Source organism: Streptomyces sp. NPDC058678, from assembly GCF_042714835.1.
Taxonomy (GTDB): domain Bacteria; phylum Actinomycetota; class Actinomycetes; order Streptomycetales; family Streptomycetaceae; genus Streptomyces.
Genome location: NZ_JBHXSG010000112.1, coordinates 1 through 17859, shown reverse-complemented (window position 1 = coordinate 17859; position 17859 = coordinate 1). Strand labels below are relative to the sequence as shown.

Here is a 17859-nt window from a genome sequence, read left to right as displayed (position 1 = left end):
CGCACCCTCAGCGAGTTGGAGACTCTGCTCCGCAGGCGGCTCAAGGCGCTGCAGTACCGGCACAGCATCCTCGGCGGATTCCTCGCCGGAACGGGCCTCGCCCTCGACAGACCGGACAGACCCTAATACGCCGAAGTCAGTACTACTTCTTGGACCGCTGGGCGGCCTGCTCGAGGATGCGCCGGCGCGTCCACCGACGACGCCCGTTCTGGCGCCCGGCATTCTCGGCAACCCCGTCCGTGGTCTTCAGTAGCGGAAGGTTGCCCTGGGACAGGCTGCTGGAGAAGGAGCCGACGCTCTTGTACCCCAGCAGCGCGGCCGCCTGGCTCGCCCCCAGGAGCTCGTCGGGATCGCCGTCGACGGGAACGTCGGGCAGGGGGGGTGCCTCCTTGGCTCCGGCTCGTCTGCCGCGGCCGGGCCGGGTGGCCATCCACTCCTGCAGGGTCTGCACCTTCCAGAGCTGCCGGCGGTAGGGGTTCTCGGCCGTGCCCTTCTCTTCGACGACGTCCGGTTCGGGGAAGTATCCGGGGTGGTCGCGCACGAAGGTGGTGACCTGGTTGGGGTTCTTGTAGCCGAGGTACCTCGAGGCCTCCGCGGCGTTCAGCAGCGTCTCCGGGTCGATGGAGGGCGGCCTGTGTTCCGTGAGCCGCGGCGGCGCCCGGTGGGCGAACCACTCGGTGACCTCCGCGTGGTCCCACAGGCGGGCGCGGCCGCGCTTGTCGACAGGCTCGGGGAACGTCTTGCCGGCCGTGTTCTCCGCGCGCTCGGTGTAGAACTGGCTGATCCGGGCGGACGTCAGACCTTGTTCAGCCGCGATCTCGGCAGCGTCGGCCAGGCGAGGCTCACGGCGCGAGGTCATGGCAGAACCGTCCGTTCTGTCAGCAGTGTGCCGGCCAGCCCGGCTCACAAAGCAAATAATGGCAGAAGTTTCGGAGGGGGGTCCAGTCCGCGGCTCATAGTTTTTCGCCGGCGGCCGCGCTGAGGCTCCCGGCCTACTCCTCGGGGATCAAGCAGACCCCGCGGCGCGCGGCGGCCTCGGCCATCTCCGCGTACGCCATGGCGGCCAGCGTCATCTCCCACTCGACCAGGACCAGCAGCAGGATCACCTCGTCGCGGTCCTGCGAGGGATCACAGGGCATGCCGGCGGTGTCCGCGGCGAACATCAGATCCGCGGTGGCCAGCCCGCCGAGACGTGCTGCCACATCCCGGTGCAGGTCCTGAAGACCCTGCTGGTACAGCTCGTTCGCCTCGCTCAGGAGCAGCACTAGGTCCTCGCCGTGGCTGGCCGGTGCCGCCGCAGCGAGGTCGAGGATGCGCTGGGTCGTAGTCATCGTCATTGAGTATCCCTCCCGGATGGGGGTGAGCGCCGGTGTGGTGGTCAGCTGCAGCCATCGCACCCGGCGGCGCTGTGCAGGAGCTCGCCCGGCCCGGTCCGGGCCTTGGAGTCCCATGTGGGCGGCTTGCGTAAGGCGGCGTGGACGTCGCGCTCCATCCGCTCGAAGTCCTCGGTCTCCTCAACCTCGACGCCAGGGTCCGGGGCGTCGCGCCGACGGGACAGCGCGATGACCTCGGCCATGGTGGTGTTCGGGTTGAACGGCACCTGGCGGACGCGTTCGACCAGCGCGCACAGTTCGGCGAGCCGCGGGCGGCGCCCGGCGGTCAGCAGTAGGTCGCGGTGGTTGGCCAGGGTGCAGGGCCGAGCACGAACAGCGACTGGAACCACGCCGGTCCTTGGCGCCGGGGTACGAGTCGTAGCACCAGTGGTAGGGCAGCCCGGCACTGATCGTGCGCTCCCAGACCTCCTCGGTGGTGACCTGGTGGGCGGGTAGCCACTCGTCGACGACCCGGGCCGAGTTGTCGGTCGTACGGCGCCACATCTCCCGGTTGCGGCGTTCCGTGCTTTCCTCAGCCCGCATCCTGAGCACGTTGGCGAACATCAGCGGGCCGTCCGTCTCCTTCCTGAGCGCGCGGACCTGCGGGGTGAACGCCTGGTACACCATCTTCGTCTTCCACGGGCCGGTGCAGGTGCGGGCCCGGCCGAGCCAGGGCCAGTCGCCTCGCTCCGCGATGAAAGTCAGCAGGTCGAATGGCACCCGTTCACCGTCGACTTCACGGCTGCGCCGGACCTCGATGTGCCGCTCGGGCGGCACGCCGAGGGCCTGGCTGTGCTGTGCTGCGAGTTCGCTGGCACTCGGCCAGTGAACCCCGTCCACGGTGACGGCGGGCCACTCCATCGGGCCCAGACTCGCGTGGGCGGTCCAGACGCGGTCGGCGACACCGGCCTGGCGGGCAGCGTCCATCGCGATCAGGCCGGCCACAAGTCCGTCCTTCCCGCCGGACAGGTTGATGACAATGCGGTGCCGGGTCGCGGCGAACTCGACCGGGTCGACGTACAGGGGGCTGGGGTTCGACATGGATCGGTTCCTTTCAGAGGGGGTTGATGGGCAGTCCCTGAGGGGACGGCCGGGGCGGCAGCGCGTACCGCGCAGCTGCGAGCGGTCAGACCCCGACTCGTTCGGGATCGGCCTGCTTGGGATAGGGCTGTCGAGCAGGGAGGCCGAGCTTGATCTGCTCCCGCTCACGCCGGCTTCGGCCGAGCCGCCATACGTAGCAGTGTTCTGTGGACATACGCTGTGTTGCCTCACGTCGTGTTGCGGCTGAGGGAGCGAAGTGGCTTACGAATGGCGGCTGTTCTGGGTCGGTGATGGCGGAGCGCCCGCTGCTGACTGGCCGGTGGCAGGGTGGGGAGACCTGGAGGCACGCGAGCGCGCGCTCGGGCTGCGCGAGCAGCAGCCGATCCTCGTCTCGCCGGAGGGCCGGGTCGACCCACGGCTGAGCGAGTGCTTCCGGCGCTCCGCGTTCTCCGCGAAGGCGCAGGGCACACAGTTCACCTACGCGCCGATCTACCGGTTGTTCTTCACCTTCCTGTGGCAGCGCGGGCTGAACTGGGACGGGGCGTCGGAGGAGGACGTCGAGGACTGGGAGGCGTGGCGCCGGCGGGGAGCGGAGAACCCCGCGCCGGTCGGCGGCGGGACCTGGGCGAAGGAACTGGCCGCGCTGAAGCTGCTGTACGACATCGCGGCCGGGCACGGCTTCGTGCCGGCGAACCCGGTGACGCTGCCGGCGCCGTCGGACGTGAAGACCTCGGACGTGAAGTGGCTGTCGCCCCGGGCATTCCGGCTGTGGCGCAACGTCGGGCTCGGCGGGATGCTGCCGAGCGGTCTGGAGGACGAGGCGTGGCGCGGCCGGTGCTCCGGCCGGGACTCGGCGTTCGCTGACCTGCTGTACTCCAGCGGTCTGCGGCGCCGAGAGGGCGGCACCCTACTGACCTGCGAACTCCCGGCTATCGAGCACCGGAACTACTACGCGGGCAGGGTCGGCCAGGCCGTGGCCAAGCGGGCCGGCTACACCTTCTACGTCGGCCACCCGGCGCTCCAGCGCGTCGAGGGCTACCGGATGAGCACGCGCGCGCTGGCGGTGGCCCGCGCCCGGGCGCGTGGCGTCTACGACCGGCTGCCGGGCCTGCGGATCGTCCTCGAGGTCACCCGGGCGGGGCGGCTGCGGTGGACGAGCCGGGACGGCGGGTCGGGCGAGAGCGCGCTGGGGCGGCTGACGGCCGCCGAGCGGATGCGGCTGTTCGTCGACGGCGAGGACGGCCTGGAGCCGGCGATGCTGTGGCTGACGGAGAGCGGTCTGCCGATGGAGTACGCGAGCTGGACGAAGGTCTTCGAGCGGGCGAGCGATCGCTGCGCCGCCGCGGGCCTCGAGGTCTTCGCGACCCCGAAGATGCTCCGGCACTCCATGGCCCTGCGGATGCTGATCTCGCTGCACAACGCGCTGGACCGCCGGCTCGGGCTGACGCCGGCTCAGCGCCTGCACTACGAGGAGGTGTACGGGCAGGTCTGGCTGATGGTCAAGGACATGCTCGGGCACCGCAGCGAGCAGGTGACCCGGGACGTGTACCTGGAGCCGGTGCGCGGTCTGCAGCTGGAGTCGCTGCTCAACGACGACGACAACCCGGTCAACGCGGAGAAGATCGCGGAGCTGGCGGCGCGCACCGGTCTGATCCTGGACGCGGCGTGAGTGGCCGGGGCCGTCGGGCGGCGCTGCCGCCGAGCGGCTTCCGCAAGGCGCCGGTGCTGGATGCGAACGGGTTGGTGCTGCGCCCGGTCAGCGGCGCCGGGAAGCCGCTGGGCGTGTGGGACTTCCGGGACAGTCCTGGGCCGGTGGACTTCCGCCGGGTCCTGGTGGCCGCGCTGGCGGCGCAGGGGCGGGGATGGGGCAGCGAGGACACCTACCGGACCAACGCCCGGACGCTGCGGCTGTTCTTCAAGGAGGCCGCGGCGGCCGAGCCGCCCGTCACCGCGACCGGGCAGATCACGGTGGAGTGGTGGAAGAAGTGGACCGGCGACATCCACGTCCGCCGGGTCCTGGCCGCCGTCGTCCGTCGGGCGCCCGGGGTGCCGGAGGCGACGCGGGTGTTCATGGAGGCGCCGAGGCGGCGCCCGCCAGCCCGCCGTGGCCGGCGGGCGCAAGGAGGCCCACACCCGCGAGGAGCTGAAGACGATCCGGACCGCGGCCGCCGCGACGGTGCGTGCCGCCCGGCTGCGGATCGCGGCGAACACCGCGGTGCTGGAGCGCTGGCGCGCAGGGGCGATCGAGATGGGGGACGGCGACTGGGCGGTCGGCGAGGTGCTGGACGTGCTGGCTCGCACCGGCGACCTGCCGCGCTACTGCAGCAGCAACGACCACTCCGTGACGGCGTACGCGGAGCGCGCACTCGGCTTCGAGGGCAACGCCGCCTCGCTGACCCGGCTGTTCCCGACGCCGGACGAGATCGGGGCGGCGGCCGTGCTGCTGATCGTGCACGAGGCGTGGAACCTCTCGGTCCTCAAGAAGATGGACGTGCCGTTCTGGTGGCCGAACGCAGACCGCGATGACCCGGCGGTGCACCAGGTCGACACGGACAAGGCCCGGCGCGGCCGGCGCCGGCATGCCAGCAACACCCTCGTCGACGTCGGCGAGGGCTCCAGCGGCCGTGCCCTGCGCCACGTCCTGGAGCTGACCGCGCAGGCGAGGGCGACCCTGGATCTGCTCGGCCGCCCCACGGCCAAGCTGCTGGTCGGCCATCGCGGTTTGGGCGGCGGCGAGAACCTGCGCGACTACGCCACCGGCAACGCTCTGGACGGGGCGATCCGGCGCTGGCAGCAGCAAGCCCGCGCCGACAGCGTGGTCCTCCCGCAGCGCATCCACGCCCAGGCGCTGCGGCACAGCGCCCAGGCACACCACGGCCGGCCGCGCAACAACACCCAGAGCACCCACGAGCGGGACTACCAGCTCCTGGACGAAGAGGTCCGCGACGCCTCGCGCGGCGCGGTCGAACTCGGGCTCGCCCAGGCCCTCGCCTCCGCCCGGCAGACGGTGGCCATGCGGCTGGTCGACCAGGCCGACGGCGACACCGAGGAAGCTGCCGAACTCGTGGCCAAGGAGGCCGAAGTCGACATCGAGGTGGCCCGCAGGATCGTGGCCAGCCGGCTGCGCACCCCGGTCGCCTCGTGCGCGGACTTCCTCAACTCCGACCACAGCGCGGCCGGGACGCCGTGCGCGGTGTCGTTCCTGCTGTGCTTCGCCTGCCGCAACGCGGTGGCCACCGGCCGCGACCTGCCCCGCATCGCCTACCTCCACCAGGCGCTGGAGTCGCTGCGCTCAGCGGTGTCCCCCGCGGTGTGGGCCGCGGACTGGGCTACCCACCACGCCCGGATCGGCGACTTCCTGACCACCTACACCACCACCGACAGCAGGCCCCGCCTCGTCGCCGCCGCGAGCGAGCCGGACCGGGAGCTGATTCACGCGATGCTGGAGAGGAGGCTCGACCCGTGACCACCCCCTCCGCCGACCCGGCCGGCCCGGGAGTGATCGACCCGGCGCCCGATGCGTTCGTCCTGCCCTTCGCCCGCCTGCGGCCCGGCTTCGCCCCGGCGCAGCTGCCGCGCTTCGGCGACCTGGCCTGGCGGCTGGCACTGATGAGCCGCAAGGAGACGCACCGCTCCCTGGTCATCGACTGGAGCCGGTGCCCCGCCGCACTACGGCCGGCGCTGATGCGCGCGGCTTTCGCCGAGCTGAACGTGCCGACACCAGCCGTCCTGCTCCAGCAGCGGGCTTCGCGCTCGGTGACCCAACCGGCCAGCCTGCGCCACTACTTCCTGGTCTGGATCCGCTTCGCCTCCTGGCTCACCGACCGCGACATCACGGAGCTCGCCCAGGTCACGGCCGACGACCTTCAGGAGTACGCCGAGCAGCTGCGCCCCAGTGGACGCCGCTGGCGCACCGACGCCAAGACCCTGTGGGTCATCTCGCGGCTGTGGGCGTACGCCCCCTACCTGCCCGAGCGCGACGGCTGGTCATGCCGCCCTGGGAGGACCCGGCCGCGGTCATGTCCGACTTCCTCGGCACCAACGACGACACCCTCGACGGCGAGAACAACATCCCGATCGTGCACCCGGCTGTCATGGCCCCGCTGCTGGTGTGGGCGCTGCGTACCGTCCTGGACCTCTCGGGCGACATCCTGGTCGCCGCCCGCGAGCACCGCCGACTGCTCGACTCTCTTCCCGCCCAGGCCGTCCCCGGCGGCATCGACAAGGCTCGTGCCTACCTGCGCGGCCTACTCGCGGCCGGGCAGCGGCTGCCCGCCAGCCACGCCCCGGGCGCCACCGCCGTGTCCGCCAAGTACGAGGGCCCGCTGCCGCCGATGGCCAACACCTTCCTGGCGGCCACCCTCGGCGTCAGCACCGGCCAGGTCGCCGCCGCCCGCCAGTCCTTGCGCGACGAGCTCACCGCGGAGGACTTCGGCCCCGGCCCGGTGCTCGACGTGCCGGTCTCCGCGCGGATCGGCCACGCCCCCTGGACGCCGACGCTCGGCTTCGATGACGTCGACACCCTGGTGCTGCACCTGTCCACCGCCGTGCTGATCTGCTGCTCGTACCTTTCCGGGATGCGCCCCGAAGAGGTCCTGGCCCTGCGCCGCGGCTGCTGCACCCGTACCGAACGCGACGACGGGACCGTGCGCTACGAGGTACGCGGCCGGCACTTCAAGGGCGTCCTGGACGAGGACGGCAACGCGATCCCCGAAGGCGAGATGCGCGCGGATCCGTGGATCGTGCTGGAGCCCGTCGCCCGGGCCATCGCCGTCGCCGAACAGCTCGAAGAGGGCGAGCAGTTGTTCACCCGCACCCTCTTCCGCGGCGCGAGGCCCACGATCATGGACCGCACCGGCCTGTCCTCGGACGCCGCGGTGGAGCGCATCCGCGCCTTTACCACCTGGGCCAACCAGCTCGCCGCCGCCCACGGCCGCCCTCACGAACTGATCCCGACCGACCCCGACGGCGCCGTCGCCCTGCGCCGCTTCCGCCGCACCATCGCCTGGTTCATCTACCGCCAGCCCGGCGGCCGGATCGCCCTCGCGGTGCAGTACGGCCACGCGGCCACCGCCATGTCCGAGTCGTACGCCGGCCGCTCCAAGGCCGACATGCTCGACGTCCTGGACCAGGAGAAGGGCCTGGCCCTGGCCGAGACCCTCACTGAGCCCGGCGAGCGCATCGCCGCCGGCGAGACGGTCAGCGGACCCGCCGCCGACCGCTACCGCGCCGCAGCCGCCGAGTTCTCCGACCGCTACGCCGGGACCTACCTCGGCAAACGCGAGCTGCGCGCGCTGGTCGCCAACCCCCGCCTCCAGGTCTACGAGGACCCCAAAGCCTTCCTGACCTGCAACCACGACGCGTTCACCGCCTTGTGCACCCCGGACCGCGACCGGGCACGCGACGGCGGCCGGAGCACCCCGGACCACTCCCGCTGCCATCCGGCGTGCGCGAACATCAGCCGCACCGACAGCCAGATCACCATGCTGCGGGCCGAGGTCGCGCGGATCGACGCCGCCGCCGAAGCCGGCTTCGACCCCTACCCCATCGCGGCCCGCGAACAGCAGCGACGAGCCCACCTCACCGACATCATCCACCGCCACCACGCCCAACAGCCAGGCGCAGACGACCCCGAGGAACCACGATGAGCGCCCCTAACGAGCCGCGCGCTAGCGCGGCCCTGGCCCAGCTCGTCGGTCAGGCCCTCGCCCACGCGCACGCCGACAGCGGCTCCGAGGACGTCGCGGAGGTGAAGGCCATCACCGACGCCATGGTCCGCCTGCTGATCGGCGCCCCGCTGCACTCCGACGGCAAACTGACTATCGTGTCCCTCGCCGTCGAGGCCGGGCTGCGGCGCAACAAGCTCACCCACAAGCACACCGGCCTCAAGGACCTGTTCTACGCCTTGGTCAAGGCCCGCGGCCACAGTCCCGAACCGGTCTCCGAAGCCGCGCGGGCCCGCGGCCGCAAGCAGCAAGAGGACCTGGCGCGCGTCCGCACCGAACGCGACGACCTGCGCTCCCAGGCCCAGCTCCTGGCCCGGATCGTCCAGGTCCTGGAGGTCGAGAACCACCGGCTCAAGGAAACCAACGCGGCCCTGGAAGAGCAGATGGCCGCACGCACGGGCGTCTCGGACCTCGCCGGTCGGCGCCAGGCGGCGCCCGTAGCGCCGAGCCCGAGCGACGACATCGAGGTGACATTGGCCGCCGCGCGTCACTGGCTGCAGCCACGCCCTTGATTCCGGACGGCCAGCGCCCAGCGGTTTCCGATCTGCACGACACCACGATCGGACCGACATCACGAATTCAAGTTCAGTAGCAGTGCCTTGCGGTATGGATGATTGCTACGGTGCTTTCGGTGTAGGCATCATCCCGTAGTACCGAAGGGCCGTCGTGACAGCCTGTAGGTTGAAACCTACACCGGCAGCAGCGAATTTCGCGCTCGCGCCAACGAACACTCCGATTCCCTTGGGTGAGAATTCGGTTATGTAAGCGCCGACACTGTATTTGTCGAAAGAGATGTCCACCATCCCAATCGGCTTGGCTTCCTGCTTGACGTCTCCACCTCCCCAGGGCTGTGTCCAGGTCCGTTCGCGGCCGCCGAGAATTGTGATGTGCACACCGAGGTCCAGTTGCAGACCGACTGCATAGATGTAGCCGCCATACCAGCCCTCGTCGTTCGCTCCTCCTACGAACAGCACCTCACTTTCGACGGCCGCTGGCTTTCGAACATGTCCTCCGCCCCATACGAATACGTCGCCTGAGCTGGTGTCCTCAAAGAAACCCTTCTCTGTCTCGGTCCTGTCGGCGGTGTCGAGATCGGGCTCGGGGGCAGCAGCTGTCCCGTCCTCGCCGGGGTCGCCGTCCTCGCCGGGTTCGCCTGGGACGGTCACCGTCAGACCCTCCTCGTCCGTAAGTTCCACTTCTCGACCCTCCATGTTTCCCTCCTCTCCGCCATCCACGACGATCTCAAGGCCTTCGTCGTCTCGGAAGGTCACTTCTTGAGGAGGACTAAGCGGGTGGCCGCCGTCCAGCATGGCCTGCGCGTCCGGTGCGGCGGCCTTCGCGCAGAGGCATTGGTCTGCGGGCTCGAAGTCTTGCATCTTCCGGTGTTCTTGCTCTCCGGCTGCCTGTTCCACGTGACCAGTCGGATCCCAGGTATTGACGGGATCCGCGCTGCCGTAGCCGTATCGGTTGAGCGCCTGCGGTCGTGTAATACCGGGAATGATGGTGTCGGGAGCTGTAAATTGGCCGAGTTCCGGGTCATAGAAGCGGGCATTCATGTAGATGAGTCCGCTCGCGGGGTCGCTGCGGTGGCCCTGCCAGCGGTGTCGCTCAGGGCTCTGCAAGCTGTCCGCACGTTCTGCTCCGAACGGCGCGTAATTGTGGCGGGCCGTGACGCGCTGTTGGGAATCGGTGACGACGCGGGTGGAATGTTGATGGTCCTGGAGCAGATAGGACACGTCGCCGCTCGGGTCGCGCGTGGCGATGAGCTGGTTGCCTGCCCAGTAGTAGCGGGTCAAGCCTGCGGGCGACTGCTCAAGGAAACGTCCGAAGAAGCGCGTCGTGTTCTGTTGAGCAGTGTGTTTCACCAGTTGTCCGCTGGTGTCGTAGGCATAGCTGCTGTCTGTTACGCCGTCGTGGAATCGGCCGGGCATGCCGTTCGGTAGCCAGTCCATCGTGAGCTGACGGCCTGAGGGATCTTTCAGTGTCGTGAGCTGCCCAGCCTCGTCGTAGGTGCGCTGGTGTCCGGCGGACGTGGACGTCACGGCGTGTAGGTGTGCAGGGTCACCGTAGCTGTAGGTGCCTGCGGCCGGTGCGTCCGTGATGCGTCCGATCTTGTCGTACGCATACGACGTTGAGGGGGCGCCGGACGTCGTGCTGCTGGTGTGCGTGATCAGGCGTCCGAGCTCGTCGTAGCTGTACGTTTGTGTTTCGGGCTGCGGATTGGTCGTTGTGGGATTGTTGGTGACGGTTCGGGTGATGCGTCCCGTGGCGTCGCGGTCGGGGTAGTCGGCCGTGTACAGGGGCGCGGTCGGCTTTTGCGGTGACGTGAGGGTGTGGCTGGTGAGCCACTGGCGGTCGGGGTCGTACGTGAAGCCTTCCTGGAGGCCGTTGCCGTAGGCCTGTTGTGTCGCGTGGCCAGCTGCGTCGCGGCGGATGTCGGTGAGGTAGGAGCCGACGGAGACGAGGCGACCGGAGTTGTCATAGCGGTAGCGGACGTGTTCGCCATCGGGGTCGCGTGGATCTGGATAGTGCAGGTCGCTGAGGCGTCCAGCAGCGTCGTAGGCGTATCCCATGGCCTGGCAGACGTCGTCGACGCAAGTCCTGCTGCGCGTGGGGCGTCCGGCGGCGTCGTACCAAGTGCGGTCGCTGCCGGTGACTGCGCCGAGTGGCCCTGTGCTGTAGGCAGCCAGGATCAGCCGGCCGACGCTGTCGCCCTGGGTCTGACCGGTGCGGGGGTCGCGGTCGTAGATCCATTTGGAGATGTGGGCGTCGTCCTTCGGGGAGACCTCTTTGAGGATGGTGGGGCGGCCTGCCGCGTCATAGCCCCAAGTGTGGGTGCCGCGGGCGTCGGTTTCCGTGTCGAGCAGGCCGTCGGCCCGCCATTTCAGCGTGCGCAGCCCCCGGTCGGGGTCGGTGATGGCGGTGGGGCGGCTGAGTGCATCGCGGGTGATTGTCGTCTGCTGACCGAGGGCGTTGGTGACGGTGGTCAACTGGTCGAGGAGGTCGTAGTCGTAGGTGGTACTCAGCGTGGACCGGGAGCAGGTGGGGCACAGGCGCACGTGTTGGTCGACGCCTTTGACGCGGCCGAGTCCGTCGTAACGGGTTGTGGTCACGTTGCCGGTCTCGTCGCGGTCTTCGATCTGGCCAGGCTGGTAGGCGCGGCCAAGGGTGTCTCCAGGGCCGGGGTGGGTGAGGGTGGTCAGACGGTGGGCCGCGTCGTAGGCGTAGTGCGTCCACCGTGGGCTCTGGCTCGCTGTGCGGGGCAGGGAGGCGGCGGACGGGCGGCTGGAGGCGTCCGCGTACTCGGTGTCCGTGACGATGACGTCCTGTGGCGAAGCAGTGGTGCCTTCCGCCCGAGTCCGGTATGTGCGTCCCAGGCCGTCAAAAAGTGTCTCGTTCCACAGCACTTGGTCGCTGCCGCTGCCGTCGCTGGTTTCCGTGCGGATTCGCTGGCGGGCTGTGTCCGGTCCAGTGAATGTGCCGAAGTCCAGGTAGCTGACGGTCGTGGTTCGGTCGGGTCCCGTGGTGGTGAGGAGGCGGCCGTGGGGGTCATAGGTGGATGTCACCGTGCGGCCGTTGAGGTTGGTGACGGTGCGTAGCAGACCGCGGGCCTCATCCCAGTGCAGGGTGGTGCAGCCGACGGGGGTGCATTGGGACTCGGGGAACAGGCCGCGCCCGGGGTCGTACTTGCTCGTGGTGGCGATGCCCGTCGGGTTCTGGGTGCGTGTGAGATTGCCGAAGGAGTCGTACTGCAGGAAGGTCTCGGAGGCCGTGTCTGTGCCGAGGTCGGAGAACGCGGTGATCCGGGTCAAGTCCCCGTGCCGGGCGGGTGGCTGTTCCCAGGTGCCGTCGTCGTAGCCGAACAGGGTGCGGGCGACGGGCTCCCACGTGGTGGGCGTACTCCGCGGCGGCGAGGTCGCCATGAGGACGTCGTGTTTGTAGGGCCGGTTGACGATGTAGTCCGTGGTGTTCGGGTGCACGGGAGTTTCGATGCGGCGGCGCAGAGAGCCGGCTGTTTCCTCTACTGAGACCGTGTTGCCGTACGCGTCGTAGCCCAGGACGGTGCGCTTTTCCTGGCAGTTGGATGTCAGTTCGCACGTGCGGTGCCGGATCGTGTCCGGCAGACAGGTGTAAGGGGCACCGGTGCCGGGATCGGAGAAGGCCACCGACGTCTTATAAATTATGCCGCGGCCGGGCACTTCCAGTGCAGTAGCGGCAACGCGGGCCCCGCAGGCCTCGCTCAGGTCCCGGCCAGTCGTGACGATGCCGTCGCCCTGGTCGGCTCGGATGCTGCCGTAGCCGACGAGCATGCTGTACCGGTTCGACCACAAGGCGCCTGCGTAACTGAACTGTGCGCGGGCCCGCACAGGCGGCTCATGCGCGGAGTCGGTCACGGTGATCTCGTCGACGGTGACGGGAAGTAGGCCGGCTGGCAGATAGGAGCGGGCTTCGGCCCGGGCGGCGTAGCGGATGCTCGTCACAGCTCCCAGTCCGTTGTCGATGGCGGTCAGCCGGTCGTCGCCCGCCTGCCAGCGCAGGGTGCGCAGGGCGGTGGGGTCCGCGCCGCCGAAGTGGGCCAGTTCGGCGACGCCGTCGTGGTCGCCGTCGAGCATGGTCCAGGCCCAGCTGTCTGGCTCGGGTGCGGGTACGCCGGGCTGGTCGATCCAGCGCCATTTCTCCGGGTGGGCAGGGTCGCCGGTATTGATCAGCGTGGAGACTGTGCCCTGAGCGGCGGCCCCGGCGGCGACGCGGGACAGGTGGTAGACGTCCGTGCGGCCGTCTTGGTTGACGTCCGCCAAGCGCAGGTTCTTGCGGTCCTCGAGGCCCTTGCTGGCCGTGCATGGAGACGGAGCGCTGGCGAGAACAGGCGTGGACCAGCCGCTCGGATGGCGCAGTTGGTGCTCCAGGCGCACGCAGCCGTCATGTACCACTGGCCGGGCCAGGTCCTGGATCCCGTCGCCGTTGACGTCCGAAGGCTGCAGCCCAAGGGCGAGGGTGGAATCGGTCGCCGCGAAGGTCCGCTCGGTTTCCTCCTGCCACCCGCCTGGCGCCGTGGACAGCAGGCTGCGCACGACGCGGTAGCCGTTGGTCGGGCCTCCCCCGGTCTCGACGTGGACGAAGTCATCGATGTGGTCATTGTTGAGGTCCATTGTGCGGAAGCCCTGCACGTCAGGGCGGGTCAGGGGACCGCCTGGGACCGTGTTCGAGGTGAACCGGTCATCGGCGGCGGACGTCCAGGTGCCATCGCCCTGCGACCGCAACGTCTCCATGCGCACCCCGCCCGGCACGGCCCGGAAGTACACCAGGTCGGCCGCGCCGTCGCCGTCGAGTTCCGCGGTGCGCCATGTGTGTAGTTCCGGTGCGTCGTACGGAGCGATGGTGCCGTTCTTGCGCCAGGGATAGGTGTGGTGGGCGTCCCAGCCTTGCCCGGTGGAAACCAGCGTGGTGAGGGCCAAAGTCGGTTCGCAATTGGCGCACGGGGTGTCGCGGGCGACAAGGACCAAGTCGGTGCGGCCGTCGGCTCCGCCAGCCGGGCCCGCGACGTCGGCCGCGAGCCACCGGCTGGTGTCAGCAACGTCCACAGGCAGGTCGACCGGCTTATGGTCTGGCAGGTAGCCGCCGCCCGGCTGAGCGGTCAGGGTGTAGATCTCAACGCCGGGGTTGCGGTTGTATATCGCGTACAAGTCCTGGCGGCCGTCTCCGTTGTGGTCGAAGGGCTGCCAGCGGTGCGGGGCCGGCGGCGCGACGTGGGAAGCCTGGGCCCAGACGCTATACCGGGGTTGCGCGTTCACCTGTTCGTGCGTGTGGCATATCAGGTCGGCCTGCCCGTCCCCGTTCACATCCGCAGCTGATAGGCGCTCCCAGTCCCCGGCGCAGGCCCTGCTCTGCGGGTCACGTGTGCCGAGGTCTTCTCGTTCGGCAAAGGTCCCGTCTCCGAGCGAGCGCAGGTATCCGGGCGGGCTGCCGGTGATCAGGTCGTCACGGCCGTCGGCGTCTGCGTCGCCTGTCGTCACGTACCGGCTTGCCACGGTGATCTCCGGCCGGGGATCCAGGGCGAGGGTCGTGCCTTTCCTGGACAGTGCGGTCAGAACCTTGGTGGTGCTGTCTGGGCTGCTGTGCAGGATGAAATCGGCGCGGCCGTCTGCGTCGAGGTCTCCCGGGCTGAACTGCCAGGGGGCGAGGGCCGAGCGACGCCATGTGGTGGGGGTGCTTTGCCATGTGGTGACGGCTCCGTCGGGCGCGGTTACACCGGTGATCAGTGTGACCGTGCCTGCAGCGGGAAGGCCTGGGGCGACTCGGCCAACCAGCATGACATCGCCTGTTCCGCTGGCGTCGACGTCACCGATGGCGAGCCGGTCGGCCTGTGCGTCCCGCACATCGGGCGGTACCGGGAGATCGGTGGCACGCCACGTCCCTTCTGGCGTGGCGTACAAGATCCCGAGGCGCCCATGGTGCTGGCAGGCCATGTCACCCAGACCATCCCCGTTGAGGTCACCGGTCGCGCAGGTCACAGGCCGAAACGGGGACCATGGGGGGACTAAGGCACGGTCGTCGATGGTGAACCGCCCGTCGCGGCGGGACACGGCAGTGACCACATGGCCGGTCAACGACATCATCACGATGTCGTCCGCGCTGTCCCCGTTCACATCCGTCACGTATCCGCTGCGCGGGCATTTCCTCTCCGACGCATGAGCGGCGAGAGAGGTGACAGCGTTCGCACCCCAGCTGCCGCTCGTGCCGAGACGAGCGATGAGCGACCCGCATCCGAGAGCACCGCCCTCCCACGCGGCGACGTCGATGAGCCGGTCTCCGTTGAAGTCCCCATAGACGGGGTCTGTGGTCACATTCCGGCAGCCGCGTCCATGCGGGTCGACGCACTGGCCTGTGTTGCCGCGCACGGTGGTCTCCACACTGGGGAACTCGCGGTTTCCCGGCGCGGCCGTCACCTGCAACGGTGCGCTGACGACAGGCGGCGCGGCCCACCCCCCAGCTGGGCCCGTCATGGACGAGGTGGTGAACGTGGTTGCCGGCAAGGGAGGGGTCGGGCCCGCGGTGACCGTGCCATCCGCAGCCACCGTGGCATCACCAGCGAAGCGCTGGAGGGAGCTGAGCACCGAGTTTCCGGTGAGGGTACTGGTCTTGTACCGCAGGGCGTACGCGGTGACGAGCTGCCCGTCCATGCGTACGGCGACGGTCTTGAGTCGAGTACGGATCTGCCGACTGCCCCTGCTGGTTGTGCGAACGACGATGTCGGGACGCAGTTCCCGGACGAACAGGATCTCTGCGCCGGACCTGCATGCTGGCTGTCCCGGCGCGCTGCAGTCCACAGCCAGTGCGGCGTAGGTGATCCGCTCCACCCGGCAGACACCCGAGCAGTCGTATTGGTACGTCACGGTGTTGCCGTGAGAATCGACGACCCGATGCAGCGACCACTGGGCGGAGCGGTCCGGGTTTTCGCCGATGGCTTCGTACACCAGGCGTGTGCCGTTGCGCTGATGCCGCGTCCAGCGCCCGTCGGCAAACACAATGCGCTCATAAGTGTGTTGATACGTCTCATGCGTGCCACCCGTTGTGCACGATGGTGCGCAGGCGATCAGTTCCATCCCATCGAGGCGGAAGACGTCCGAGCCATCATGGCGGGCCAGACCTCCGTGCGCGCCGGTGCGGTTGATGATGGAGCCCGCGGTCAGCCGCCATCCCATACCCACGTCTCCGTTACTGGAAGCGGAGTCGTAGTCCAAGGCGACGGGAGGCTCTAGGCCATGGAAGCGCGGTATCTCGATCGGGAGAGAGTGCGTGAAGGATCCAGTGGCAGTGGGCTGGATGTCCAAGCCTCCCGGCGCGGCCTGTCGGCTCGCGGCGTCCGCTCGCGTCTGCCTCGGAGCCTGCACACCCGGCACTACAGCTCCGACACCCACGATCACCATGAGGACCACGATCAAGGCGCCTCGACATACCCGGTACCGGCGCCCTGTGAAGTAGAGAGAGCAGACCGCCAATAGGGCGATCACCGTGATGAGAGTGTCCGCAACGGAGATTGATCCCATGACCGCCCCCCCCACTTCGCCGCGGCCAACACAGGCCGCTACCAGAGTCGAGGAAGCAGATCCAGGCCGCCAGCCCTCATTCAGCCTGTCCCTCGATTGAGGCCTGGCCGTCGACATCGTCTGTACCACCGACCGGATCGTCTTCCTCAACAGCACGTCCAGTTCATGAGAATCGACCATCGCCCGCAGGCTGCTCAACGATCTCGACGACGGTGTCTTCCTCCACTGCTGGTGGACAGTTTCAACACGACACATACCAGCGGGCTTTCGACCCCGAGAGCTTGACACGGCGTTGCGGCGGACCAGGGTGAGTCTCCACCGCTCGGTCGCGGCCATGGCCGAGGTGGGGAACGACATCATCGTGGCCCCCGTGCTCAGCGATCCGTGGCGGCTGCTCTCCTGTCAGTCGGTCCTGCACCCCGAGTACATGCTGTTCGTAGGCGGTCGCAACGGCGCGGGCGGTGCCCTGGACAACGGGCGTGGCGCGGATCTGCCCGACGGCGGTCTACAGACGGCTCATCCCGCCCAGGAGGGAAGTGGGGTACTGGGCCGACCGCCAGGAGTGCCGCCCGCCGCAGTCGGGGGCGTTTGACACCTCGGCCAAGTCATCGAGCGCCAGGTCGTCTTGGACCGACATTCATCGGTGACCGGTTCTCGCTCTGCTAGCGTCGTCGGTCAGGCGGCAACACATGGGAACTGTCAGCAGAAGCGGTGCGCGCCGCGGTGCCGTACGTTGCGGGCACCGACCGCGACCAGGGCATCCCGGAGCCAGACCGTCGGGCTGCAGCCAGCCCGCGGCACGGGCGCTCCGAGCGCGACGAGCTGGGCTTCGGCGTACTGGTGGCCCTGCTCCTGGCGGCGGATCTTCTGCGCCGCACGTTCGAAAGCGCGTGTGTTCGTAGATTCTCGGACGGCGGTAGCCGGGAACCTGCGCGCTGACCGCCGCATTGTCTTGGTTCGGCGGCGGGTTCGTCGCTGTCGCCCCTGAGTAGCAGGTGCACTCGGCCTTGGAACGCCGCCGGGCCGCTAATTGGCAAGTGCCGACTGGGGTGGTACTTGGGGCGTCAGGTGCTTTGCGTGCAAGCCTGGCACCCGGTGGCTACGACTTCCTCTCACGATTGCGAGGAAGTCGCTGCACGCATATCAGGTGTAGCGGTACGGTTCCGCGGCAGCGCGGAAATAGGAGGAGGGGATGCTGGTGGAGGCGACGACGGCGCTGGCCGCACCGGGGGTACCTGCGGTAGTGCGACTACGCAGCCCACCGCCGGACCGCTCTCGTCGTCAACAAATCAGCGACAGAGCCGATAAGCGTTCCCGTGCACGCCGACAGCGTGCGGAGAGTCGCCGGTCGGGGATCAACCGGACTCAGCCGCTACCGCTCCAACGGCGCTATTTCTTCGCGTGTCCCTGTAGTGGGGTGTCGAAGGCCTCACCCGCCATGCCTGCGGTGAGGGTGGTGCCATCGGCCGGGTCGATCAACAAGAACGATCCGGTGCGGCGGTGGGCTGCGTAGTCGTCGAGCGCCAGCGGCTCGGTGGTGCGCAGTACCACCCGACCTATGTCGTTGACCGCTAGCTGTATTGACCCGCAGCGTTGTTCACACGGCTGATGGGTGGCTTGCCTCCGAGTGCGGTGTGGCAGCGGTGGTGGTTGTAGGTGTGCAGGAAGTCT

General features: G+C 69.0%; 10 protein-coding genes and 2 pseudogenes. 5 read left to right on the top strand and 7 right to left on the bottom strand.

Features of this window, described 5'->3' with window-relative positions; translation table 11 throughout:
* Positions 1-142: 142 nt before the first annotated feature.
* From ACFWWR_RS46105 to ACFWWR_RS46095, 3 genes are all read right to left on the bottom strand, one after another.
* Positions 143-859, bottom strand: coding sequence for a hypothetical protein (locus ACFWWR_RS46105; RefSeq protein ID WP_384310326.1), 717 nt, complete (start codon positions 857-859; stop codon positions 143-145).
* Between the two features lie 133 nt (positions 860-992).
* On the bottom strand, positions 993-1331 hold the full coding sequence (locus ACFWWR_RS46100) for a hypothetical protein (protein WP_384310324.1): 339 nt from the start codon (positions 1329-1331) through the stop codon (positions 993-995).
* 183 nt (positions 1332-1514) lie between these two features.
* Positions 1515-2414: a hypothetical protein gene (locus ACFWWR_RS46095; protein WP_384310322.1), complete on the bottom strand. Its 900-nt coding sequence runs from the start codon at positions 2412-2414 to the stop codon at positions 1515-1517.
* A gap of 256 nt (positions 2415-2670) precedes the next feature.
* On the opposite strand from ACFWWR_RS46095, the gene ACFWWR_RS46090 reads away from it, so the two are divergent.
* A complete protein-coding gene (locus ACFWWR_RS46090) occupies positions 2671-4083 on the top strand; it encodes an integrase (protein ID WP_384310319.1) in 1413 nt (470 codons plus the stop codon).
* A gap of 211 nt (positions 4084-4294) precedes the next feature.
* Here ACFWWR_RS46090 and ACFWWR_RS46085 read toward each other — a convergent pair whose 3' ends face one another.
* Positions 4295-4486, bottom strand: a complete 192-nt coding sequence (locus tag ACFWWR_RS46085; protein WP_384310317.1) for a hypothetical protein — start codon at positions 4484-4486, stop codon at positions 4295-4297.
* Between the two features lie 32 nt (positions 4487-4518).
* On the opposite strand from ACFWWR_RS46085, the gene ACFWWR_RS46080 reads away from it, so the two are divergent.
* From ACFWWR_RS46080 to ACFWWR_RS46070, 3 genes are all read left to right on the top strand, one after another.
* Entirely contained in the window at positions 4519-5880 is a 1362-nt protein-coding gene (locus ACFWWR_RS46080; RefSeq protein WP_384310314.1) for a hypothetical protein, read from the top strand.
* 553 nt (positions 5881-6433) lie between these two features.
* Complete coding sequence (locus ACFWWR_RS46075; protein WP_384310311.1) at positions 6434-8062, top strand: hypothetical protein; 1629 nt, start codon at positions 6434-6436, stop codon at positions 8060-8062.
* A complete protein-coding gene (locus tag ACFWWR_RS46070; RefSeq protein WP_384310308.1) occupies positions 8059-8652 on the top strand; it encodes a hypothetical protein in 594 nt (197 codons plus the stop codon). The genes ACFWWR_RS46075 and ACFWWR_RS46070 overlap by 4 nt, the downstream gene beginning before the upstream one ends.
* A gap of 105 nt (positions 8653-8757) precedes the next feature.
* On the opposite strand, the gene ACFWWR_RS46065 is transcribed toward ACFWWR_RS46070, so the two are convergent.
* Positions 8758-16068: an FG-GAP-like repeat-containing protein gene (locus ACFWWR_RS46065; protein ID WP_384310328.1), complete on the bottom strand. Its 7311-nt coding sequence runs from the start codon at positions 16066-16068 to the stop codon at positions 8758-8760.
* 412 nt (positions 16069-16480) lie between these two features.
* Here ACFWWR_RS46065 and ACFWWR_RS46060 point away from each other — a divergent pair, with 412 nt between their 5' ends.
* Positions 16481-16780: a hypothetical protein gene (locus ACFWWR_RS46060; protein ID WP_384310305.1), complete on the top strand. Its 300-nt coding sequence runs from the start codon at positions 16481-16483 to the stop codon at positions 16778-16780.
* A gap of 797 nt (positions 16781-17577) precedes the next feature.
* Here the strand turns inward: ACFWWR_RS46060 and ACFWWR_RS46055 are convergent.
* Positions 17578-17766, bottom strand: a pseudogene (locus tag ACFWWR_RS46055) (hypothetical protein); the annotation flags it as partial.
* Positions 17760-17859: pseudogene (locus ACFWWR_RS46050) on the bottom strand (IS481 family transposase); the annotation flags it as partial. The pseudogenes ACFWWR_RS46055 and ACFWWR_RS46050, both read right to left, overlap by 7 nt.

Coding starts and splice junctions, on each gene's coding strand:
- ACFWWR_RS46070 (WP_384310308.1), top strand. CDS start 8,059: ATGAGCGCCCCTAACGAGCCGCGCGCTAGCGCGGCCCTGGCCCAGCTC.
- ACFWWR_RS46100 (WP_384310324.1), bottom strand. CDS start 1,331: ATGACTACGACCCAGCGCATCCTCGACCTCGCTGCGGCGGCACCGGCC.
- ACFWWR_RS46075 (WP_384310311.1), top strand. CDS start 6,434: ATGTCCGACTTCCTCGGCACCAACGACGACACCCTCGACGGCGAGAAC.
- ACFWWR_RS46085 (WP_384310317.1), bottom strand. CDS start 4,486: ATGAACACCCGCGTCGCCTCCGGCACCCCGGGCGCCCGACGGACGACG.
- ACFWWR_RS46095 (WP_384310322.1), bottom strand. CDS start 2,414: ATGTCGAACCCCAGCCCCCTGTACGTCGACCCGGTCGAGTTCGCCGCG.
- ACFWWR_RS46065 (WP_384310328.1), bottom strand. CDS start 16,068: ATGGTGATCGTGGGTGTCGGAGCTGTAGTGCCGGGTGTGCAGGCTCCG.
- ACFWWR_RS46105 (WP_384310326.1), bottom strand. CDS start 859: ATGACCTCGCGCCGTGAGCCTCGCCTGGCCGACGCTGCCGAGATCGCG.